We start from the raw sequence: 23998 nt of genomic DNA on the forward strand, positions 1-23998 counted from the left end.
TTTCTCCTTTTTCACAGAGATTCTGGTTTAAGGGGTGACGACAAAGGCTGTAGGGATATAGCGTTCGCCAAAAATATCCCAGAGCTTGTTTTGAACCTTCCCATTATAGACGAGTTCTGAAGAAGAACCTCCATCCAGATTAACGGCATTGACGGCATGATAATCATTAAAAACATTCATAAGGTCCCTTAGAGTTGCCCCAATGCTCCAGGTTGGCTGGCGACCGTCAATTACCACAAAAATCACAGTTCCATCGGCCATTTGTCCTATTCCGGTCCGCGGAGCAATTCCCCATCCTCCATCTCCGGAAATCACCGACTTGCCATTAACAATGAGATTCGGTTCAAAAGACACCGCTTCTTGGATGTGTTTCTTTTCCAGCTGACTGGCCGTCATATCTCCGATCACCAAGTTCCCCTGATCATCAAAGCCTACGATATTAACTGTCTGATTGCCAACATTATTGTGAACCAGTTTGCCATTTTGCACGGTTAAACCATCCGGAAAGGCTCCATTGCCTTTACCATTGGGATCATAAAATCCTCCGGCATTTATTCCGGCGATCGCTCCCATATCCTGAACAAGATCACTGACCCGCTCACCGGTCGTGCCAATTTCTTTGGTCACTGCCAATTTCACTCGTTTGGGATCTTTAATCAACATCACTTTACCTTTAAAGCTTGGGCCTTGTATATCTTCAATGGTAATTCCTGAAGTCGTGTCATTAACAACACTATTGCGGGAAATGTCCTGACCTGTGCTGATTACGCCGTTATTACTAGTCATGATTTTATCAATTTCATCTTGTGATAAAAAGGCTTTGACAACCTGTGGATGGCGCGAAGTATAAACAGAACCTACGGCAACGGTTTTGAGTGCTTGGAATGGCCCCCAAAACAGAATAAAGGGAGAAAGAACAGCAGCAAAAATTAGATTAAAGCCCAAAAAGGCTAAAATCTTTTTCATTCTGACAGTACGCTTTTTCTTCATATAATCCTTTTTCTCCTTCTCTAATCTAATAAAATTCAAACTATAACTTAATTCATGAATCCTTCAAAAAACAAAGCCGCAGTTTTTGCGGCCCCAAACCTTTATTGACCTCGTTTTTTTAACTCAACACCTAGCTTCCATATAGAATAAATAATTATAATCACATAAAAGTAAACGCTGATCTGTGTAGAGGACCATGGAGACGTTCCCAGATAAACTCCAAGCAGTTGGATAAGTAAGCCGGAGGTCATACCGATGACGATAATAGTCCATAAATAAATTGAGACATTATGTTTTTTTCGTTTAGAAAAATAATAGATATAAAGTACTACACAAATAATAAATATGCTCCTTAAAACCATCTGTATTATTGACATTCTTCATCCTCATTCGCCATTAAAATATCATAAGTACACCGTAATTAGTATAGCAAAACATACTAGCTCAAGCAAGGATTGTCTCTGAGGTATCTATTGGGAGAAATTATGAATAAAAGCTCGGCATGTGCCGAGCCTATTCATTATCCGGATTTATTTCAATTCGATATGTTAAGTTAGCCGCCTTATCGACCATATTGGCCACACTGCAATATTTCTCCATAGAGAGCCGTACTGCCCGCTGCAGCTTGTCTTCAGGTAAGGATTCTCCCCAAAACTTGTAGACAACCTCGATATCTTTAAACACTTTCGGATGATCGCTGGCCCTCTCCCCTTCTACCGTTGTCTCAAACCTTCGAAATTTAACCTGCATTTTGCCAAGTATTGACACTACATCCATACCACTACAGCCCGCGATGGCCATTAATAACAGTTCCATAGGATTAGAGCCGTGTCCCGACCCCCCTGCCGTCACCGCTGTATCAATATGCGTAACTACCTTCGAGCTCCCTTCACCTTGAAAATACATTCCTTTAATATATTTGACAGTTACTTTCATAAAAGCACTCCCTTTCTTTTATTTAGATTTTCTCTCAAACTCAAATTCATTCGTTGCTGCTTGGCAGCCATATTCCTTTTATGACACTTTGGGCTATAGTTCTTAATGATTTACGGGTTGCCATGGCTTGATTGCGCAGCGCTTTATAGGCCGCCTGCTCTGTAATTCCCTGTTCCTGTATAATGAATAACATTGCTTGAAAAATAAGTTTACGGGTTTTAAGTTCTTCTTCCAAACGTTGCACTTGCTGAAAGTGTTCAGTTTCTCGCTGAAAACGATGCTCTGCCATCTGGATGCCGGCTACCATTTCTAAAACGCGCCAAGGGTAGACGATAACATGATGAGCGTCGGCTTCTACAACTTCAGGCAGGACATAGTGCTCTTCTTGAGTCAACATAACAATAATGGGACAGAGATGCTGTAAAACAAGATTTTGCAGAACTTCTGATGAACTTAAACCCCGAAGGTTCCAGCCCATAATCATCAGATCCGGTTCAAAACGGTGAATAAAGCGCAAAGCTTCCATACCGTTATCCGTTGTCGCCAGGAGCTGGTAGTCAGCCAAGGGCAGCATGGATTTTACTTCTTGCATTAATAAAACTTTTCCAGTTACTAGAATAGCCCTCTTCATTCGAAACCACCCATTTCAGTTCCAAAATAATCGTTAAAGCAATTGTCTTAATTTCTTCGACAATGAATACTTATTTCCCTGCAAAAGAAAGCGCGGCCAGCGCCTGATGGCACTATCTTTGAAATTGTTTGCAGCGGTATCGGCTCACTGTCTTTATGTTTCCAGAAAGTTTCTAAATCTATGTCAGCATTTCTGATGTTGTTACATAAAAAACAGGACCAAACTAAATAGCTTTACAAGAATAAAGCTTTCTAAAATAAAAGAAAAAGGCGCCCAAAGAGAGCGTCTTAGCTTATAATTATTTAGCCACGGCACCAATATGCTCATCTGGTGAACAGAATTCCGAATCTTGCTGAACTACAGAAGCAACGTGCCGTGCAGGGTCAATTTTCAAGGGAAAGATCAGGACTAATAGAGCGAGCCCACCAAAGGCAAACGCTAAATACTGTAAAAATACCGACGTGAAAACCAGAGAAATAACGTTGGCAGGAGTACCTATAGCAAAGCTAAATGGTTGAATAAGTTTGAGATTGGCATTTTGCAGTTCATTGCTTGTTTCATCCGTAATGCTTGTCTTATCCGCAAGAATCCAGACGGGTTTTGTTTCAGAGTCAACCGATCGGATAAGCTGTTGCCCAGTTTTAAAGAAAGGGTCTAAGGATGAAAAGTAAATGAACCCTTGTGTGGTATAAATCTTATCCAGCTCAACGGATGTTCCTGTGATACTAGCTTTAGCATATGTCTGCTCTATTCTTAAAATATCATTTTTATCAACATTTACAGGACCATTATCAGTAATAACAGTGTACAGATCACCATCTACTTGTTCGATGTTAGATATTTTTACATCGAAATACCTGATACTAAGCATTGACAGGAAGATCACCAGTAAACTGATGATTATAGCCGCTCCAGCTAGGCGCTCGCGATCGATCTGCCTTTCTTTATTAAACAACTTTGACACGTCCTTTTCTTGCTTCTTAAAAATCTAAGATTATTAGTTCTAGTTTAACCACAAAACTCATTGTACTATAAATAATTTTGTGAAACAAATTTTTTGTAAAATCAACGATAAGATCAGCCTATTGAAAAAAGAAGGCTATAAGCCTTCTTTTTTCAATAGGATCTTTGATAATTTTTCTCTTTGCGTCTAAGCTGTCTGGATGTTAAAGCGCTTTTTACGCCTCGCTGCTAAATAATCAAGAACCCGCTCTGGTGACGTATTGAATATCTGATCTTCTCTAATCCCGGCCTCTTGAATCAGTTCAAGCGACCGGCTAAATACACCAACCCGGTCCCAGTAGTGGGCATCACTTCCCAAAATGACAGGTCCCTTGTACTTGGCCACATAATTTGCAAAACGATGGCAATTATCTTGAGTTGTTTTTTTACCCGAAGATAGAGAACTGTTATTTATCTCCACAGGCACCTTTAATTGAGCTGATTTATAAGCAATTTTCTCCAAATCCAGTTCGAATTCCGGGCGCCCGGGATGAACCATCATATCTGTAAAAGGATTTTCCATTGCCCTAATATAAGCTTGAGTATTTTGTTCAACAGTTCCACCAGGATAACAATTTTCATGAAGCCCGGCGAGGACTAGTTTCAACCGCCCTAAATAGTCAAGAGGAACATCCAACTCTCCCTCATGACTAATAATGTTCGCCTCTACACCCGGTAAAATGGCAACTCCATAAAGCTCTGCCGGCAAAATCGCCAAATTTCCAAAATGATAAAGAGACGGAGCCCCCAGCATACTGGGACCATGATCGGTCATTCCCAAAAGCTTTAATCCTCTGCGCGAAGCAGCCAGAGCATTTTCCGAAAGGGTGCTGTAAGCATGCCCACTCGAAATTGTATGAGTATGTAGATCTACCAACATCTCCATATGCAACACCTCTAGGCTATTATAACACCATTGAAAGTTATAAAGCAAAAGCGAGATAGTTGGCCGTAGCCTCTGCAATGACAAAGAGAATCATACCAAACTCAGTACAATCCTCTTTAAAAAGCTTTATTCTGCTCGTTAATTTGCGGTCTATCCGCCTATCTCTTGCTGGCGCCTGCAGGAGCTTTAACGGTTGAATCAACTACAAAGCGAAAGCTTGCTTCAGTAGCCTGATCCACTCCGCCCACCGGATTAGGCTTAATTCTTACGGTCATTATGTGCTGCCCTGCAGTAGCACTTTTCCCCATGGCATCCCCTAAGCATTTAATCTGGCGAAAAGCAATACGGGCTGTGGCACCGGGGTCTAAGGAAGGAAGCGTACCCGGCGAAGTTACTTTCTTGGTCTCGTCTCCGGCCAAGGATACTTGTAATTCCACCGGAATATTTGTCATTTTTTTAGCAGTGGTATTCTGAACAGTAACAATTAGATCAAAGGTTTTACTCGTAATAACTTGCGCTCCTTTAAGAGTAACATTGCCGTAGGTTAGATCTTTGATAATTGAAGCTGGCTCTACCGCTACTCCTAACATTTGAATTTCAGGTGCCGCATTAACCTTAGAGACACTTGCTTGCTTGTTCTGCCAAAGTGAATACCCAGCAATACCAATTAAACAGATTACGAAAACACAGGTCGCCATAACGATGTATTTGCGATTGAGCGCTACAATTTTAGTCAAACTAAAAACCTCCTATACTAAGTATTTTTTCCTATAAAAAACCTATGCATGTCCTTTTAAAGACATGCATAGGTTAGAAAATTTTTATATAAAACTTTATAAAACTTTATTTTTTAATTCTTCCCTCACGTTCCTGGTAAAGCTGAAGCCGGATATCTTTGGGTACGGTTAAGCGAAAGATGCGTGTCGCTTGGATAATTCTTGAGGTTGTGCGTACACCCAAATATTCTTCCATCTCTTCAAGGGTGAGGTTTGAAGTGATAATCGTCGGTAATTGTTCGTTCATTCGGTAATTAATAATCGAATAGAGACGGTTGCGAGTCCAATCGGTGTAATTGTGAGCGCCTAAATCGTCAAGAATCAGTATAGGAATAGTTCTGGCGGTGTCAAGCAAATCAAATTCATTGACCTCCGATTTAAACGTTGCCCTTAACTCATCTAAGAGATCGGGGACCACCAAAAAGAGAACCTGATGTTGAGACTCCATAAGCTCATTGGCAATTGCCGCTGCGAGAAAGGTTTTGCCCGACCCTACAGGGCCGGTGAACATTATTCCCAAAGCATTGGGGTTTTTGCGGCATTCGTCCACAAAATTTTGAGCTGCCCTTATAGCTTTTACGGCACTTTCACGATGAGTATGATCGTCCTCAGAAAGATAATAATCATACCTAAAATCTGCGAAGCGGCATTTTTTTAAATCCCGAGAAATGCGCGCGGTGCGAAATTGATTCTCTAATTTTCTAATGTTCATGCAGCTGCAAGGAAAGGCCACATCTCCCTCGAGCAAAATCCCCCGATCCTGACAAAGCGGACATTTGTACTTGGGGGCTGATGGTGCATGTTCCTCTGTTTCAGGGAGATTATCAGGCCTGGATGGCCTTGATTGAATATTCAAATCTCCGTCTAAACCCGACCTGATTGCGGCCTCTGAAACCAGAAGATTATTTTTCAAGAGATCTTTAACCTGTTTCATCTTAAAATCCCTCCCAAACAAAATAGCAACTCAATAAACTAAAGGTAAAAGTTATCATATTTGTTAGGGGAAGTTTTCGATCCTTTTTTCGGCCGAGCCGTTTTTTTCTCCTGACGGGATTGAAAATAGGCATCTTCAGCTTCGACCTCCGCTTTTGTCCGCAAACCCTTCTTTTCCCATTCACGAAGTATCGAGTCCAAATAGCGGAAATTTCTAATGCCTGCGCTGACGCCTCTTCTCAGGGCTTCAATGATAAGTTCTTCCGAAAAATGGGATGACAACCACCGGTCAAAATTCTCACATTCCAGACTCGTCAGAGGTCTGCCTAATTCTTCCTCAAAAACGCGAACCAAATTTTCCAGGGCTGATTTTACTGGCGCGGCAGGCATGGTGTTGGAAGCTGATTGAGCTTGGCGTAAAGCTCGTTCCTCCTCCAGTTGCTGGGAACGTTCAATTGCCCAAAGTTCGGCAAGTTCGTCAATCAACCCGACAAAACCATAACTATTCAGCCATCTTTCCTCAGCCGAACTCCAATATCGTTCTATGGACAATAAACTTCGTTCGACCAAATGACCTACACTTTCCTCTATATCGGATAAAGAAGCAGTCATGCGTGCTGCCAGGGAAGCTAAGGAAGGATAGGGGTTCGTCTCGGCCTCACATAAAATTTGCAGCAGGATCATCAGTTCACGATCCGTCAAACCAATAGCTTTATAGTGCGTCAAAAGATATTTGGGAACTGAAACGACACCGGAAAAGAAAAGAGCTTGTGTGAAGCTCCCATAAACACTTACCTTATTCACAACAACATCACTCCCTGGGTATATCCATTAAATAATTTACAGCCTTATTCTCTTTTCGAAAGTTATCCTCCCTAAAAACAAATTATTGAGCTTTTTAAGCTATTAAATGTCTAATTTACTAGATTAGAGGATGGTTTTACGCTCAATTTGTTTCCATTTTCTAGGAGGATTTTGGGATGCTTTTGGCGTATATAGTTTTGGAAAAGAAACTAAGGAGGCCAAATTTATGGAGTTCCGGCAAGAACTTATTCAAATCATCAATAAATCAGGAGCACATCCCGGCTGGGGAATTAAGCACTGCTTTAGAGTATATCATCTGGCTAAAGAACTTTCTACTCATTTGACGCTGGACGATGAAACCTTATTTACGGCGGCAATGCTCCATGATACAGGGAAGTATCCCATTTATGCCCTAAAAAATGTCGACCATGCCTTACGATCTAAAGGGGTCTCGGCAAATCTTTTACAACAACTAATGTTTCCTGCAGAAAAACTGCCTTTGGTCTTAGATGCCATTGAAAATCACATGTATTATTCTGAACCGGGTCGAAGTGATGAAGCGGTCTATTTGCGTGAATCCGATATTTTGGATAATCTAGGCAATATTGGCTTGATGCGGTTATTCAGCTTAGTCGGGCAGGATGAATTAATTCAGACTCCCGAACAGGCTCTGGAGAGAGCCCGGCTCTTCGCCGATGCTTTGCCGGATAAAGTCTCCACTAAAACAGGAAAACGTTTGGCAATCAAACGGCGGGAAGAAACTCTGCGTTTTCTTGCCGGTATAAAACGGCAAACGGCAGAGTTTGCCTGGATTTAAATTCCAAAATATTCTTCCGCCTATTTTGGCTTACGCTCGTTCAGCCGTTCTTGCTCCTCGAGCCAATGCGTCAAGCCATCGAGCAAGTAAACTGCCTGGTCATAATTATGTGTGCGTTGACCCTCATCTACGAGCTCCTTAAGATGATGCCGCAGGCGAATATACGCCCGATTCAGCTGAGCTCTGGTATGGTGAACTTCAAGACGCCTTGCGCGCTTTGCCGGCACCGGAATAGGTTGAGGCAGTGGTTCCTTAATAAAGGTCTCTGCGGGACACCCTTGCTCGGCTTTTGATGGCTGCCCGGAAGCTTCTTCAGTCATCCAAACCTTTGGCGGCGCATGCCGGACAATCTCATTGAACTTATATTCGAACACTTCACCCAATTGGGGAATAGCCGGCGTTTTTCCAAAGGTTTCCTGAACCTTGTCTGAAAAGACCGACTGAGCCTCTATTTCTCCGTGAATAAGGATAATCTGCTCCGCATTCTTACCTAAGAGAGAAAGCCAATGGAGAAGCTCAGCCTGATCAGCATGTGCCGATAGGCCATCCATGTGGCTTATTCGGGCTTTGACCGCTACTTTCTCTCCATGAATGGTGACTGTTTCAGCTCCTTCAGAAAGAAGCCTGCCGAGAGTTCCTTGAGCCTGATAACCGACAAATAAAACTGTAGCGTTCTCACGCCAAAGATTATGCTTGAGATGGTGCTTGATTCTACCGGCATCAGCCATGCCGCTGGCAGCGATAATAATCGCTCCGCCATTTATCTCATTAAGGGCCATTGACTCTTCGGCAGTTTGACTAAAATGAACATTGGCCATAGTAAGCGGGCTGCTGCCGTGCTTAATAAGCTCACGTGTTTCCAGGTCAAAATGCTCTGTATTTTCCTGGAATATCTTGGTCGCGGCAATCGCCAGAGGACTATCTATATACACAGGCAACGTAGGTATACGATGTTCATCCTGAAGTTTACGTAAGTAGTAAAGGAGATCTTGAGTGCGTTCTATAGCAAAAGCAGGAATAATTAAATTTCCTCCAGCCGCATAAGTTGAACGTATCGTTTCGGCGAGTTGCTCCACACGATCCGTTTTCTTACCGTCATCATGAAGTCGATCCCCATAGGTTGTTTCCATAATAACGATTTCAGCGTCACTTAAAATGCTGGGGTTTTGCAGATACGGCTGATTAACATTGCCGATATCGCCGGAAAATACAATAGATTTATGGAAATCCGCTTCTTTGATATGAAGCACGACATGAGCCGATCCCAAAATATGACCGGCGTCAAACATTTGAAACGACACCGTAGGCACGAGCTGGACAAGTTCATGGTAGGATACGGCTTGAAAATAGGGAAGGGTATCCAGAGCATCTTGAACAGTATAAATGGGGACTAACGGGGAAAGTCCTGCTCTAAGACGTTTCCTATTTTTCCGTTCTATTTCCATTTCTTGAATATGACCACTATCAGGCAACATAATAGAGCATAGCTTTATTGTTTCCGGTGTAGTCCAAATATGTCCTTTGAAACCGGCTTTCACTAATTTAGGGAGCATCCCCGAGTGGTCGGTATGGGCATGAGTTAAGATAACGGCATCAAGGCTTGCAGGATTAAACGGAAAATCGCCGTAATTCAGCTCTTTAAGCGCCTTAGATCCTTGAAACATTCCACAATCAATTAAAATTCGGGATTCACCGGATTCTACAAGAAACGATGATCCAGTTACAACCTGTGCTGCACCATAAAAGCTAATTTTCATTGACAATCCTCCACTAAATAAAATCCAGCATACTTGATTTAGACTTTTAAATAATTATTAGATTTGGGAAAAAAGCTGTTATTTTGAGTTTCCGGAGAATTTAGTTTATACACTATATTACCTTTTTAAAGCACGTTTAGCAATGAATAAACGGGTGTTAATTATTAATCCAAATGTATAAATTTAAGCTTAACGGCTTTGAGGGCAGCTTGAGTCCGATCTTCAACCTCTAATTTTCGATAAATACTCGATAAATGGTTTTTTACTGTTTTTTCGCTGATAAATAGAGCTGAGCCTATTTCTCTATTGGATGATCCCCGAACTACATAGTGAAGAATTTCCAATTCCCGTTCGCTAAGACCGTAGGTGTTCTTGACAGGCGGATGTGATAATTGTCCCATTAATTTGCCTGTAACAGCCGGAGATAAAATGGGTTCACCATTAAATACTTTGCGGATAGACTGAATCAGGGTTTTAGAGTCAACATCTTTGAGCAAATACCCGGCAACTCCAAGCTGTAGAACCTGAAAAATCTTTTCATCGGAATCATCAACTGTGAGAACCACTATGCCAATATCAGGTTTCTCGCGGCGGATGACCCGCCCAGCCTCAAGGCCATTAACTCCAGGCATATTGAGATCCATTAACAGAATATCGAACTCTATATTTCGGGCGATATTTATAGCACCTTGGCCATCTCCAACTTCCGCAACAACTTCAATCCCATCTTCAAACTCTAAAATACGGCGTAATCCCTCTCTCAAGAGTGGGTGATCATCGGCAATGACGATCCGTATCATGTTCTTGTTCCTCCCTCATGCCTCGATGGAATTGAAATTTCAATTGTCGTTCCTTTCCCATAGGTCGATTGAATAGAAAATCGTCCGGAAAACATTTCTACCCGTTCCCGCATACCTATAAGGCCAAAATGTTCCCCCGGAATCATCATTGCAGATTCAACTTCAAAGCCTTTTCCATAATCACGAATACTAACTGAAGTCCAATCGTCTTGAAAATTCAGAGATATGCTAGCTTTAAGAGACTGGGCATGCTTTGCGACATTTGTCATAACTTCTTGAACTAAACGAAAAAGTGCAACTTCCTGAGCAGGAAGAAGCCTTTTTACGTGCCCCTCAAGTTGTAATTCACAATCAATTCCATAACTTTTACGAAAATTATTAAGATATTTAGTAACCGCAGGTACTAACCCCAGATCATCCAAAGCTACAGGCCGAAGGTCGAATATAATCCTGCGGATATCTTGAAGATTTGCCCGTACTAAATTCTTTAAATCCATTAGCTCAGATTTGACACGGTTGGGGTCTAATTCCAGCAGCCTCTCAGCAATCTCTAAACGCAAGACAATATTAGCAAGTGTTTGCGCCGGCCCATCATGTATTTCTCTGGCAACGCGACGTCGTTCTTCTTCCTGGGCTTTAATCACTCTCAAAACCAATTCTTGCCGCTGTTCATGATTTTGACTGTTTAGCGCTCCTTCAGCCTCACCTTTTAGTAAACTAATCGCCATACTAACCTGTGTCATCAAATTCTGGGCCCGTTCAATCGTTGCTTCCATTTGGTGCAAAGAACGCTCCAGTTCATCTCTGCGTTTACGCAACTGCGTTTCTTTCGCTTGGAGAAGCTGTAAATTCACCTGGGCGTCTTTGGCCTCAGCATAAGCTTCAATCATCTCTTTTTGGGTGTGTTTTTGAAAAGCCCGATTTACTTCCATAAGCCTCATGCGCTTTTGCCGATCTACTTTTTCCTGAGCGTTTACCTGTTCAATGATCTCTGAAATATCAGATTTAAGCTGAGTAAGTTCGCTTATCAGCCGGAGTGTCTCATTGCGCGAAGTTTCTGCTATAAAAAAAATTTCTTCTTTTCCTGATTCAATGGCTGCCAACGTCTTTTTTAGGATTTCTCCCAGTTGATCAGACAAAGATTACTCCTCATTTCACTGTCGATGTTATCGCTTAAGCGATTTCTAAGTTTATAATTCGACAAAGAAATGGTATTTCCTACTACCTGCTAATAAAATTCCCCTAATCGACTGACACCTTTTGTTTGCTCACTCGTAATATTTGTCGGATTCCTCTTTCCACCCGGCGGGGAAACAGTAAATCTTCAGAGTTGCAAACATATACTTTCCAGCCCTGACGATTCATTTTTTTAATATCGCAGGGGTTATTAGGATCATCCAGGCAAATTATTAGATTCTCAACCTGGGCAAAAACACACTGATCGGCAATCTTAACATTCCATTGGATTGATTTCTTAGGATAAATTGTTGACAAGACACGTTGCAAATGCTTTTGTTCCTCAGATACTTGAGGCATAGCGCCGGAATCCGCACTTTGCCTGCTTGTTTCCACCAAGTTCATTTCCGTTTTGCCAGCTTGCGCAATAACGGGAACGCTCAGCAATTTCTCGTTCATTGTAGCCTCTGCCATAGTTAAGGTCTCCTGAGGAGGCTCATTTTGTTCTTCTTGTTCAGCACCTAACATTTCGATTTTTGATAAATCCTGTTTAACAAGTTGATTTGAAGCAGCAAAAACCGGAGTTATTCCCTCTATATCAAGCTTGTCATTTTCCTGCTCTTGATTCAAAGGAATCTCTGCCTCTGCCATCTCTCCCTCTGTCGAAGCGACAGTGTGACTTTGTTGTCCAAAAGCAGATTTTAAAGGCTCCAGCGAGTCAGCCGGATAAGAGATTTCTTCGTTGATTGGGGTTGCTATTCCTACGGCTATTCCTTCATTTAGCATGCGGTTTTTTATATCGTGAAAAGCTGAAAAGTTGTTGGTAATCCGGGCATCGGGAAGCTGTTGTTCGATGAGCTGCTTTACCGCCTCTTCTAAATATTCCTCTGGAAACGCTGAGATGTTTTGCAGCAGCGCTGTTAACTTAGTGACAATTTGGGCTCCTTTATTAAATTCCGTTTCAGCGTCCGTTCCTTTTAAAAGGCAAACTGTAAATACTTCTTCAATGATTTGATCAATCCATTCCGGAATGCGTGAGTCGTTATGAAAATATGTTTCCAAGAAATCCACCTCCAGATTTAATATCTGTAGATAGCTATGCTTGTTTCTTGAACGGTATGAATGCAATCCGTGAAAAACCCTCTATAAATGCCAAAACTCCTCAGATGTTTTCTGAGGAGTTTTGATAACGAGAAAATCTAACGTTTAACGAGTCCGGAAAACTTTTAAATAAGAATCGGCGTAAATGCTCTTATTGAGCAAAATTTGGGCAGTTGCGGCTACGTCAACCAAAGCATCGTCATTAGCGTCCATAATGGCAGCATCCAGACCGCAAGCAATAGCCATTGCCAAGTATGTTCTATTAATTAAATTGCGGTCCGGGGACTTTTGCGAAACGTTTGATAAGCCAAGGACCGTACGAGGCGCCGGATTAGCCAACATTTTCACTTGGCGCAAACTCTCCAGCACTTCCGGGGCATGTTCTTGAGCGACGTTGACGGGAAGAATTAAAGGATCAATGTAAAGATCTTCCATTCTCAACCCATATTCATCAGCAGCGGCTACTAATTCCATGGCAAAAGCCACCCGGTTTTCAGCGTCTTTAGGAATACCCTGTTTGTCCATGGTTAATCCGATGACGCCGGCGTTATATTGCATAGCCATTGGAAATACCCGTTCAATTTTAACTTGCTCGGCCGGGCAGGAGTTAATAATCGCCGGGCGCTTGCAAACCTTCAAGCCTGCTTCGATAGCGTTATAATTCGTAGAATCTAAAACAAGGGGTAAATCTGAAACTTCCTGAATAACATTAACCATCCATTCGTAGGCTTCAACACGTTCCTCGGAAGGAATTGCCGGTCCGGAGTTAACGTCGAGGTAATGGGCCCCTCCCTCTTGCTGCTTTACCGCCCAGTATTGCAAGGGCTTAGGATCTTTACTGCGCAGGGCGTTTCCAATGTCGGTAAACATTCCATTAATACGTTCTCCAAAAATAATCATTTAATCACGACCTTTCATTATTATCCAGTTGATATTACAGAAAGTCTAGCACTTAAGTGAGCGAGCCTTGAGGAGAAGTTATTTACTCATCATCGCCGCTATATTTTTCTGGACTAAACGCACCGCTGCAGGATTACGCATAACAAGAATGCTGGCACCAACTTGAAGCATAGCTGAAGCTGTCATAGCCTCCCAAAGTACGCCTCTGTCCTGAAGATCGCCCCACCCTGGGAACTCCTCAGCTGAGGCATTTGCCTCTTTGCAGCGGTTGGACTCATACCCGACCGTACAAATCATAGGCATGGAAAGCATTTTGTCATTGGCCAGGGCGCCTAAACGAGCACGCTCCATAATTGAATAGGCGTATTCAATACCAAAGCCAAGCCCCCCAATCATAGGGTCAATGACGATTTTATTGAGCGGCAATCCCATTTCATTAATCAGAATGTTAAGCTGTTTGCAAATGTTGATATCCAGAGGTGAACGGGCAATCAGAGTATGCTTATGAACCATAGCGGCGGCAGTAATCGATTTATAGTTATCCTGCTCCGCCAGTCCAAGGAGAAGGTTTTCTCCTGTCGCTGCTTCAGCAATAACAGCCATAACCTCATTGTTCTTTTGGTCATTTTCACACCCGACAACAATAAGGGGAACCCCAACAGCTGCTAGAACTTCCTTGACAATACGTGCACAATCTTCCGGCGATCGATTCTCTCCATCGGGATCTGCTCCGTTTAATTTTAAATAAATTAAATCCGCTTTAAATTCCTCAACACATTTTTTAGCCCAAGCGGCAGGATCATTGAGAACATCTCCAAATTGACTCATAATTGCCTCGTTCCAAGAAGGCACAATGTCGTTAATTTCCATGGCAATCACCGGGCGATTTTGCATTTCCCCCTCAAAGTGAAGAAATGGTAATGTGCTGTCTCCGCCCACTGTTAAAGTTGAAGTTCGTGTTCCTCCTTGTTCAGGAGTCGCGCCAAGAACAACCTCTCCGACTTTACTGGAATATCTTTCTTTCACTAATGTAACGGACATGAACTTCTCTCCTTTCTAGTTAAAGATTCCGGCACGGTTCAAAATGCTGGCTACAGCTTTAACCGAGACGGCATCATCTGGCAATTCAAATAGTGGCTTCCCTGCAAGGTCATATTCCGCAACCAGAGGGTCAAGAGGAATATCACCTACTACAGTGAGGCCTGTGCGTTCAATTTCTTCGTTTAGAGATTCCACACTTCCCTCATGTGTTTTAGTGACTACCAAATATAATTTTCCTACTGCCGATTTAAGCCCTCGAATGAGATCATGAACCCGGCCGGCCGAACGAATCCCCCGGGCTGAAGAATCGCTGATGACAAACATGACGTCGACATGGGGAATCGTTCGCCGGCTGATATGCTCAAGACCGGCTTCGGAGTCCACGGCTACAAAGTCATAATTTTCTCCGATATTCTCGATATGCTTGCGCAGGATATCGTTAGGGTAGCAGTAGCATCCTGCTCCCTGAGGCCCACCCATGACGAGAAGATCAATATCCTTAGTTTCTACGAGCGCCTGCTGAAGCTTATACTCGATAAAGATATTTTTCGGCATCCCATTGGGAATTGCCTTGGGATCTTTGCTTTGTTCCAACAGCTCTGAAATAGTTGCCGTAACTTTCAGACCCAGAGCTTCATCGAGATTGGCGTTCGGATCAGCGTCAACTGCCAGGATGGAGATTCCTTGTTTCTGCTGAACCATTTGCCTCAATAACAACGCGGTGAATGTGGTTTTTCCTACTCCACCCTTACCTGCAACCGCTATATATTTTGCCATTTATGAAGACCTCCATTTATAACGTTAGTGACAAGATGGAAATAGGGCTAAGTCTGTATGAGGCAAAAACAGCGCGGAAACATATTCATCCATAAATGTTGCCCCAACCGATAGCTCAACGTAAGTCATTTTGCGTCCCAGCTCTTCAGCTTCGCGCCATGCCGCTTGGGATAAAAGCGCCAAACGTGCACCTTTGACCGAGGAATTTCCGATAAACTCAAATCGTTCCGGCTCAAGATCCGGCAACAAGCCTATTTGCACGGAATCGTGAACATTGAGGTAATTGCCAAAACCGCCGGCAATAACAATACGGCTGATCATCTCAATATCTACTGCCACCATATTGAGCAAGGAGCGAATTCCTGCGTAAATAGCCCCTTTGGCGCGAATGATATTTTTGACATCATTTTCGGTAATGACCACATCTTTCTGTCCGCCTGCTTGGTGCGCCCAAGCTAAGACAAACTCTTTGTCATCGTCCGTCGCCCGCAAGCGCAGAGAGCCTGAGGGATGCCCCATTTGGAAATTCCCGGCGCGGTCGATAATTCCTGCCTGGAGAAGTTTAGCCACACAATCAACGAGCCCGGAACCACAGATACCGACAGGCAGGCGTTTGCCTATCACCTTGAGCGAAACATCAAGTGTCTCCGAATCAATAACGACTCGCTCAATCGCTCCCGGCATTGCTCTCATGCCAAAGGTAATCCCGCCGCCTTCAAAACTCGGACCGGCAGAACAGGCGCAAGCCACGAGCCAATCCTGGTTTCCCAGCACAATTTCCCCGTTAGTGCCAATGTCGATGAAAAGAATGATGTCCTCTCCATTGGCCAAATCTGTGACTAAAGTTCCCGCAACAATATCCCCGCCGACATAACTGGCCACCGAGGGATAACAGTGGACTAAAGCTTCAGGTAACATGTGCAGTCCTACCTCCCGGGCAGAAACAGGAGGAACCGCCGACATCGTTGGGATATATGGTTCCAGGCGAATATACTTAGGATCAACACCTAAAAACAACTGGGTCATTGTTGTATTGCCTGCCACCATCGCACTGGCAACATCAGTTGGCTTGATTGATCGTCGACTAAAGATTTTATCGATCAATTCATTAATCGTCTCTACAACAGCCCGGCGAATTTCCTGTAAATGTTCCCCGCTTTCCACGGCATAGACGATGCGGGAAATTACGTCGTCACCATATCTGGCCTGCTTATTGTAAGATCCTTGCTGATCAACAATCTCACCGGTCAACAGATTTATGACATAGACAACGACCGTCGTCGTGCCGATATCAATAGCTAAGCCGTAAAGAGGAGTGTCATTGCCGGTTTCAACGTGAGTCACTACAAATCCCGACTCAAGGTCTGTCAAAGTAACCGAAACGTTCCAATCTGCTTTCCGTAAAGTCTCAGGCAAGTTTTGGAGAACGGAGAAAGAAATATGGATAGGCTTTTCTCCCGCTTTCAAAACACGGCGAAGTTCCATATTCAGGCGAGCCCAGTCACTGGTGTTTTCCGTCAAGGTAGGAACCGACAGCACTATTCTCTGTTTCGTTGCCAAAGGGTGATGCCCAAACTTTTCGAGTAAATCATGTTCGCTTTCCTGTAAAAGCCCTGTTTGGGTGTCTCCCAACAAAACTTGATGCTCTTGTAAACGGGACTCAGGAGGCACCTCAACTGTCATATCTCCCTGAATAATTGTTTTGCAGGCAAGCCGCACTCCTTTGGCTAGCTGTTCCGGCGTGAGGTTTCCGGTTCCGGTCACCAGAGGGGCTCCGCTTAAAACGACTATTTTACAGGCACCGCATGTTCCCTTGCCTCCGCACCCTGATTTAATGAATATTTCTGCTTGAGCAGCTGCAGTGAGCAGCGTAGTACCACTTTCAACTTGAATAATGCGGTTTTCGGGCATGAATTTAATTTGAAATAGGGGCATCATCTTTCACTTCCTTAATCTTCCAAAGAAATCCCTTTTACAACCCAGTAATTATAAATAGTGCTCTCTTAAAAGAATGTGACTCAAATAAAGACGCTTATATTATGACAATTGAGATTTAGCAAAGGCTGAAATCCCACTCGATTCACGGGGACCGACAACAACTTTCCAGCCGGTCAGTTCGGCTAGTTTACCCGAGATTACGGCAACATAACCCGGAATAATTACATTGCGATGGGTTACTTTATCGGCAATCCCACTGGCAGTCATGGAGTCCGAAATTTTATCCGGCTCGAATTTACCGGCTGCATAAGCTGTAAGCACAGAGGTTCCATCTGTATCAATAGGCAGTATATAACTAGGTATTTTGGTAGCTTCCACTTCTCCCTCAACACTGTAGTATGTTAAGGAGAAGTTGGTTGTAATATACAGCGGGGAATTCTCATTAACGTCCCCTACAGAATGAAGTTTTGGTTCAACCTGAATTGGTTTCTGAGGGTCTGTGTAGAGATTCTGACGCAAGGTCATTAACGGTAAAAGATGAGCTTTAGTACTAGTATTTAAAACAACGGCACTGGCATATTTGGCAACATAAACAGACGCTTCCATAATTTCATCAAGAGGCTCTGTTTGAGTGGAATAAGCGATCACCGGATAGCCAAAGGGCCGGAATTTCTTCTTAATCGCTAAGCGACGCATATGAGTCAAATTAGCTAAGGTTTCCACGGGAGTTCTCGAACCCGGATCTAAAACGAATTCTTTATAACCTAAGGCTTGAGCTTTTTCCACGAGGTCGTTAAGGGCATCGAGTCCTTCCGCTTTCAAAATCAACGGAACGGAATTTTCTTTAGCCAGATTAACGAAAGCCTCATAGTTGTCTGCTGTCGCTTCACCGACCAGCGGCTTACGAGCAGCCAAGGGCCCAAGAGCTGCCTTTAGGGCTGCAGGATCACTGCTAAGCAAAAGTAAAGATTTATCAGTCCTTGCCGCTACAATGCCGGCTACTTTCTCAAAACGGGCCGCATCCCCTGATTCGTTGACAACGGCGACACCATCGACAGAATAATGCAAGCCTACACGGTCAAACTCTAAACTATTGATTTCTTGAACTTTAGATTCCACTTCAGCGTCGCTTAAGGTATCGGATACCCGGATCAGTAAGGTTGTCGGGTGATAAAAGGTTTTATCATGACGGAAGAGAACATTTTCATCCCCAAGAATGGAGTCTTTTCCGAACTTAATCGCTTTAATAGGGGGGGCGGAGGCAGAATCCAAAGCCTCTCTGGCGGCTGCCGTGACGTATTGGCAGGTGTCTAAGGACGCTTTGCCGGAAGCTAAGGCCATGGCAAAAGCCAGACAAGTCGGTACTCCACACTCTCCGCAGTTTTTCTTCGGTAATTGCTTATAAATTTCTAAACCTGTTAGAGCCATAGTGAAACCCCTTTCTTTTTGACTTTAAGTAAGTAAGCAGACTCTAAGGCCCCTTTGGAGAAAATTACGGGGCCTAGAGTCCTTAAATGTCTTACATTACATTAATGGATCAAGGCTGAAGCATGGATGTCCGTTTTCTTCAAGGAACGGTACTATTTCCTCAGCAGTCGTTCCAATGGACTCGTCCGCAATCTTGTCGATGAAATCGGCACCTAACCCTTCATCAGTAGAACGTTGGACAAAATCTTCACGCAAGAATTCTTTCAGTTCCTTAGGCATCCAGACAATACGGGCAATACCGCCGTCCGCGGGAATGAACTTCTTGCTAAGAAGATAGGTGCGGCCAATTCCCATAAAGCCTGGTGTTTGCATTCCGCCGCCACAGGTTCCAGCCAAAGTTGAGAATGTCATACCACAAGGTGTCATTCCGGAATGTTCCCGGGTTGTCAGCATGAGACCGTTTGCCTCAGGAACAATGGCCATAATCGCCTCGAAGCAGCCACAGGAAGTCATCGGTTTGTCCATTAAGGTGTAAAGATTAACTTCCTCTAAAGTATTGTTGGAAGCCTTGTAAAGGTAATCGTTGGTACTTTGCCACATACCTTTTAATTCATCAATCGCAGGTCCCTTGGGAATCGGCTGATTGGGGCCATTCGGTGCAATTTCGTGGGATGCTTTGGCATCCAGCCAACTCACTGCGCCACAAAGGCCAACCCGTTCCGGTGTGACAATACAGACATGGTTCGGAGCAAAGGACTGGCAAAGCAAGCAGGAATAGAAGTCTTCCACCGACTCGTCGGTTAGGCTCCTCATGCGGTCGTCGCGAGCTTTATAACGTTCGCGGGCCAGAATGATGCCTTCATCGACTGCCGCTTGGTCAAGCATAATGGTGACTTCGACCCGGTCAATAATAGCCGGGAATTCTTCTTTCAACTTAGCAATTAACAGATCTCCGAAATGTTTCATTAAGAAGCCTTTGGCCCGGGCATCTTTAGAAATCCGCACCCAGCATAAATCACGCTGAGCAACGTGCCAAACACCTTCGCCATAGTTAGCAAAATAGTGAATTCTACGTTCAAAAACCCCTTCGAAGTCAGCCTGCATCTTGCGGCCATAGATATCGATTTTAATTCCTAAAGGAAGTTTGGAACCTTCAGGGACAGTGTCGATGTCGGGGCCTATTACCGTTACCCGGCCATCTACGATATTTTCCGGACCAACCATTTGGACAAGTTCAAAAGCAGTCGTTCGGCCGCCGCCGAATTCGACGTAGGTGTCTCCTTTACGAATCGTCTCACCTTCGAAGGCAGGACCAAAGTTGACCGGGATAGGCAATTCAATGTTAGTTAATTTAATTCCGCGAACCTCCAAGGCTAAGGGCACTATTTTCTCATAGTCCGGTTCAGAAATATACCAGTCGGGAATCTGCATATCTTCATCAAGAGACTGATCCGTCAGAACCGGGAAGCCCATAAAGATTGCGCCCATTTCCGCGGCCACTTTGACATCGTCGAGTTCTCCAAGATGAAGCACGAAAGCCCGTACCCGGCGACGTTGGTAATCGCGATGGTTTTCCCGTTCTCCGGCAGGAATTCCACCGAAAGCGAGACCCGCCCGGAAAGCATAGTTTACGGCATGAATTACTTGAGTAAAGTTTCCTAAGGGGAAAGCGATGTAATCCTCACCGATTTTAACATTCTCTTCAAGTAATTGCTCAATGACCTCATCGCAAAGGAAAATCATAAACCCTTTACCCATCAAGTTATCAACAATTTTCTTGGCTGCTTTAGAATCTTTAGCGCGTCCAAGAATAACGGCAACGCCTGGGATGGTCCAGTCGACCATTTTAATTCCGTGTTTCCGTACAACCGGATCGCCTAAAAATCCTGTCCAGGGTTTCACTTTAGGTTCATCCCCGCAGAGATAGTGAATCGTCTCGATTATTTCTGCCGCATAAAGAACGGATTCACCCCAAAGTCTTGCATTTTCAAAAGTAAGTTCTGTCCGTACCTGACTGCGCATGCGGTTTAGAATAGGAACCAGTTCACCCAACGTGGTCACCTTTTCACCGGAAAGACATGTGATGACCGGGAGATGGTAAGCGGTATCGGGGTAACCAATGGTTTGAGCTGTTCCATAATCTTTGATGGCACGATTAAGAAGAATTTCAGCATAAGTCATGGCAATGACAGTTCCGTCATAAGCTTTGCGCAATAATTTTTTCGGTTGATTGTTAGGATCCTTAATGGCTTCTTCGTAAATTTGTTCCATCGACATCAAACATTCCTCCTTTCTTACCAGCCTTGGGCTAATGAGGTTTCATTTTTTTCGGCCGTCTTTTTATGAACGCCGAGTTTCCAGGTCCGGTACTCCAAAGCATCGAGAAGTTTTTGGGCACCAATAACCGGATCTACTTCAAAAATAAAGTTTCCGCCAAAGACATCGTGGGCAATTTGAGTTGCAATGCCATAGACAAGGTCACTGCCTTCAAGCGGCGGCAGAGAGCCGACATGAGTCGGTAAGCCCATGGTGACAGCCCAAGTACCAATCGCGACTGCCTTTTCATGCATGGCTTCAGGGGCGGAAGCCACAAACGGTACTTTGGGAACATCGACGCCGAGTTCGTTGGCCATAGCCATGGCTAAATCGATACCGCGGCTGTTGTCCACACAGGAACCCACGTGGAAGACCAGCGGTAAACCGGTGGAAAGTTGCGGATTGGCTTGTTCCAGAGTTTTAAGGAAAGATTTAAGTCCTTCTCCGGCATAGGCATCCACCGCCAGAGGCGACATCAGGCCAAATTTTGCATAGGCGCCAGCGGAGCAACCTGTTGCAATCACGAAAACGTCATTTTTGACAAGTTCTTTTAAAACGGCAACATGCCCTTCATCCTGAATCCGCTTGAGGTTGTTGCAACCGGCCATCAAAGCAACTCCCTTAAGTTGTCCGCTTAAAATGGCATCTGTTAACACGGAAATTGGCCGTTCGGGGCAAATCTTGGCGAAGATTTCGGTAAGCGCTTCGATACTGAAACCGGCAACCAGCTTATGCCGTTCCGAAGGAATGGAGATTTTCTTCGGATCACGATGTTTGTATGCTTCAATCGCAATACTAACAAGCTTCTGGGCATCTTCCATTGCGGTTTCGGTTTTAAAGGCAACATGCTGAGCCCCGGGAGTTTTCATGATCGCTTCAGTTGTTATCACTTTTGTGTGGAAACATTCCGCAGCGGTTTGTACGGAGGGATAAATACATTGAATATCAACAACCATCGCATCTAAAGCGCCGGTCATAATCGCCATTTCCTGGGATGCGGAGGAAGTTGCCAAATAAACTCCTTCTCTCATGAGCAGCTCATTACCGGTACAGCAAATTCCAACAATATTGATTCCTTCGGCGCCAACTTTTTGAGCTTCCGCTTTCATCTTCCGAGCTGCGGCAACCACCATTTCACTCAAGACAGGGTTATGTCCGTGAACGGCGATATTTACCATTTTGGGATCAATAACACCGAGATTCGCTTCAGAAACAATGGGTTCAGGGATTCCAAATAAAACGTCGCTTAAATTAGTTCCGATATATTCTCCGCCCAAATCAGCCAGTGCAGCTTTAAGACCTCCGAAAATAATATTGACGGGATCATTGTCAACTCCCATGGCTGTTTGAGCGATTAACTCAGTCACTGTGCCGTCAATTGCTTTAGGCATTACGTTCGTGTGCAAGAATTTTTTACGGCGTCCTTCCGTCAAAAAAGAATCCAGAAAAGCCAGCGGACGATCTTGATAACGGCCAAAGTCGGCATAACCCAGCTCAACGACCTCGCGGAGAATTTCCTTGTCTTCACGGTCAATTGTGGAAATTCCCAGCTTCTGCGCGAGTTTATGAAGTTTGGCCGGTGACTTAATTTCGTAATCCGGAGCGTGACCTTCTACCATGGCATGTGCCGTATGCAGAACATGGCGCGCATGCTCTGAGTGAGATGCAGTTCCTCCGGCGATTAGGCGTACAAGATTACGAGAGACAATGGTATAGGCAGATGCTCCACAAATCCCCCGGCTGCCGGGGCCTTCATCTTTTTTCACTCGACAAGGGCCGGCAATACAAATTCTACAGCATACACCTTTATAGCCAAAAGTACACTGCGGCTGTTGAGCAACGACACGGTCATACACCGTTTCAATATTTTTACCTTCCAACATTTTTAACATTTGCAAGGTACCCGGGTCTGTCGTACGAACAGGATTTTTAGGATCAACAACTCGCGGTGCATCCGATGGTCGGGCAGTATGGGTTAAATCCCGATATCTAGGCATGTTACAACCTCCTCTTTATTAAGATCCCCTTCTCATATTCTTATTGCTACAAAAGAAAGCCTCAGTCATCTCCTTCCTCGATTATTTTCCCGTAAATTTTATTGAGCTGAACTCCCAGAGACCCCTCAGGCAATACTTCACTGCCTGTATTAATGGACATTTCCAACAGTTCGTCGCTGTAAGGGATGATGCCAATAAGCTGTTCTGAAGAAAAGCGGTCTCTAAGAAACTTTTCATCGTTTAAATTACGGACTTTATTGCCGATAACGACGACGCGGGGAATACCAAGCTCTTTGGCAAGCTGTTGAATAACCTGAACCGTTTGAACGCTGACTTTGGAGGGTTCCGTAATAATCACTAAAACATCAACACCCAAAGCAGTGCCCCGGGTCAATTGCTCAATACCTGCTCCCATATCCAATATTACGGTGTCTTTCTCCCCTAAGATCAAGGAGTTTACCAATGCTTGCAGAAAACTGTTTTCTTTGCAATAGCAAGAGGTTCCTCCTCCCTTGATATTACCCATTCGAAAAAAGCGGAGTTGGCCGACAGATACACTGTAATCATCTAAAATGTCATCAACGTTAGGGTTAAGCGGATAAAAAGCGCCGCTTCCCCCCATACGTTCCTCAATAAGCTCCTTCATATCGACGATTGGCTTCAAATCTGTCAGCACATCGTCTGAAATTCCCAATATTGTCCCCAAGCTTGCATCCGGGTCTGCGTCAACTGCTAAAACTGTAGCTCCTTTTTGTACTAACCAACGAGCGAAATTTGCAGTAAAGGTAGTTTTTCCGACACCACCTTTACCGGAGATTGCGATTTTCAAAACTCTTCAACTCCTTTGTGATGCAATTTAGCGACATATCGGAGACTGTTTTGGTATTATAGATATATTCTTTTTTTCTTTGACTAATCCTGCAAAATTTCTGAATTTATTTTAAAATTACCATTATTTTTATTAATAAGTTTATTTTTTCCCGATCAGAATA

The 23998-nt window shown here is 43.9% G+C and carries 21 protein-coding genes; 1 reads left to right on the forward strand and 20 read right to left on the reverse strand.

All coding sequences use genetic code 11. The features are described from left to right. Positions 1–27 precede the first annotated feature (27 nt). The 8 genes from REC12_RS14830 to REC12_RS14865 form a co-directional block, all read right to left on the reverse strand. Entirely contained in the window at positions 28–990 is a 963-nt protein-coding gene (locus tag REC12_RS14830; RefSeq protein ID WP_308895767.1) for a phosphodiester glycosidase family protein, read from the reverse strand. 513 nt (positions 991–1503) lie between these two features. After that, positions 1504–1926 (reverse strand): OsmC family protein, encoded by a 423-nt coding sequence (locus REC12_RS14835; RefSeq protein ID WP_308895769.1) that lies wholly within the window; start codon positions 1924–1926, stop codon positions 1504–1506. A gap of 46 nt (positions 1927–1972) precedes the next feature. After that, positions 1973–2557 carry an ANTAR domain-containing response regulator gene (locus REC12_RS14840; RefSeq protein ID WP_308895770.1) on the reverse strand — a complete coding sequence of 195 codons (585 nt, stop codon included), beginning with the start codon at positions 2555–2557 and terminating at the stop codon, positions 1973–1975. Between the two features lie 298 nt (positions 2558–2855). Next, on the reverse strand, positions 2856–3521 hold the full coding sequence (locus REC12_RS14845) for a hypothetical protein (protein WP_308895771.1): 666 nt from the start codon (positions 3519–3521) through the stop codon (positions 2856–2858). Between the two features lie 186 nt (positions 3522–3707). Beyond that, positions 3708–4445: a phosphatase gene (locus REC12_RS14850; protein WP_308895773.1), complete on the reverse strand. Its 738-nt coding sequence runs from the start codon at positions 4443–4445 to the stop codon at positions 3708–3710. Positions 4446–4603: 158 nt separating this feature from the next. Then, positions 4604–5182, reverse strand: coding sequence for a hypothetical protein (locus REC12_RS14855; protein WP_308895774.1), 579 nt, complete (start codon positions 5180–5182; stop codon positions 4604–4606). 106 nt (positions 5183–5288) lie between these two features. After that, positions 5289–6155 carry an ATP-binding protein gene (locus REC12_RS14860; protein WP_308895776.1) on the reverse strand — a complete coding sequence of 289 codons (867 nt, stop codon included), beginning with the start codon at positions 6153–6155 and terminating at the stop codon, positions 5289–5291. A gap of 38 nt (positions 6156–6193) precedes the next feature. Continuing rightward, positions 6194–6958, reverse strand: coding sequence for a DnaD domain protein (locus REC12_RS14865; protein ID WP_308895777.1), 765 nt, complete (start codon positions 6956–6958; stop codon positions 6194–6196). A gap of 226 nt (positions 6959–7184) precedes the next feature. Between REC12_RS14865 and REC12_RS14870 the strand changes: the two genes are divergently transcribed. After that, entirely contained in the window at positions 7185–7775 is a 591-nt protein-coding gene (locus REC12_RS14870; RefSeq protein ID WP_308895779.1) for an HD domain-containing protein, read from the forward strand. 20 nt (positions 7776–7795) lie between these two features. On the opposite strand, the gene REC12_RS14875 is transcribed toward REC12_RS14870, so the two are convergent. The 12 genes from REC12_RS14875 to REC12_RS14930 all read right to left on the reverse strand — a co-directional run bounded on the left by REC12_RS14875 (position 7796) and on the right by REC12_RS14930 (position 23835). Further along, positions 7796–9532: an MBL fold metallo-hydrolase RNA specificity domain-containing protein gene (locus tag REC12_RS14875; protein ID WP_308895781.1), complete on the reverse strand. Its 1737-nt coding sequence runs from the start codon at positions 9530–9532 to the stop codon at positions 7796–7798. A 164-nt stretch (positions 9533–9696) separates the two neighbouring features. Next, positions 9697–10332, reverse strand: a complete 636-nt coding sequence (locus tag REC12_RS14880) for a response regulator (RefSeq protein ID WP_308895785.1) — start codon at positions 10330–10332, stop codon at positions 9697–9699. After that, positions 10329–11471, reverse strand: coding sequence for a sensor histidine kinase (locus REC12_RS14885; protein WP_308895787.1), 1143 nt, complete (start codon positions 11469–11471; stop codon positions 10329–10331). The genes REC12_RS14880 and REC12_RS14885 overlap by 4 nt, the downstream gene beginning before the upstream one ends. Before the next feature lie 103 nt (positions 11472–11574). Continuing rightward, a complete protein-coding gene (locus tag REC12_RS14890) occupies positions 11575–12570 on the reverse strand; it encodes a hypothetical protein (RefSeq protein ID WP_308895789.1) in 996 nt (331 codons plus the stop codon). Positions 12571–12714: 144 nt separating this feature from the next. Then, positions 12715–13509 (reverse strand): methyltetrahydrofolate cobalamin methyltransferase, encoded by a 795-nt coding sequence (locus tag REC12_RS14895; protein ID WP_308895791.1) that lies wholly within the window; start codon positions 13507–13509, stop codon positions 12715–12717. Positions 13510–13587: 78 nt separating this feature from the next. Then, positions 13588–14550, reverse strand: a complete 963-nt coding sequence (locus REC12_RS14900) for an acetyl-CoA decarbonylase/synthase complex subunit delta (RefSeq protein WP_308895792.1) — start codon at positions 14548–14550, stop codon at positions 13588–13590. Between the two features lie 15 nt (positions 14551–14565). Next, a complete protein-coding gene (locus tag REC12_RS14905; protein WP_308895794.1) occupies positions 14566–15327 on the reverse strand; it encodes an ATP-binding protein in 762 nt (253 codons plus the stop codon). Between the two features lie 24 nt (positions 15328–15351). Beyond that, a complete protein-coding gene (locus REC12_RS14910) occupies positions 15352–17262 on the reverse strand; it encodes an ASKHA domain-containing protein (RefSeq protein WP_308895974.1) in 1911 nt (636 codons plus the stop codon). 102 nt (positions 17263–17364) lie between these two features. Then, a complete protein-coding gene (gene acsC / locus REC12_RS14915) occupies positions 17365–18693 on the reverse strand; it encodes an acetyl-CoA decarbonylase/synthase complex subunit gamma (protein ID WP_308895796.1) in 1329 nt (442 codons plus the stop codon). A 96-nt stretch (positions 18694–18789) separates the two neighbouring features. Further along, positions 18790–20970 (reverse strand): acetyl-CoA decarbonylase/synthase complex subunit alpha/beta, encoded by a 2181-nt coding sequence (acsB, locus tag REC12_RS14920; RefSeq protein WP_308895798.1) that lies wholly within the window; start codon positions 20968–20970, stop codon positions 18790–18792. Positions 20971–20987: 17 nt separating this feature from the next. Next, positions 20988–23006: an anaerobic carbon-monoxide dehydrogenase catalytic subunit gene (gene cooS / locus REC12_RS14925; protein ID WP_308895800.1), complete on the reverse strand. Its 2019-nt coding sequence runs from the start codon at positions 23004–23006 to the stop codon at positions 20988–20990. 61 nt (positions 23007–23067) lie between these two features. Beyond that, the gene (locus tag REC12_RS14930; protein WP_308895801.1) at positions 23068–23835 is read right to left on the reverse strand and encodes an ATP-binding protein; all 768 of its coding nucleotides are present in this window, start codon (positions 23833–23835) and stop codon (positions 23068–23070) included. Positions 23836–23998 lie beyond the last annotated feature (163 nt).

Origin of the sequence: Candidatus Desulfosporosinus nitrosoreducens (assembly GCF_030954495.1) — a bacterium.
GTDB classification, from domain to species: Bacteria; Bacillota; Desulfitobacteriia; order Desulfitobacteriales; family Desulfitobacteriaceae; genus Desulfosporosinus; species Desulfosporosinus nitrosoreducens.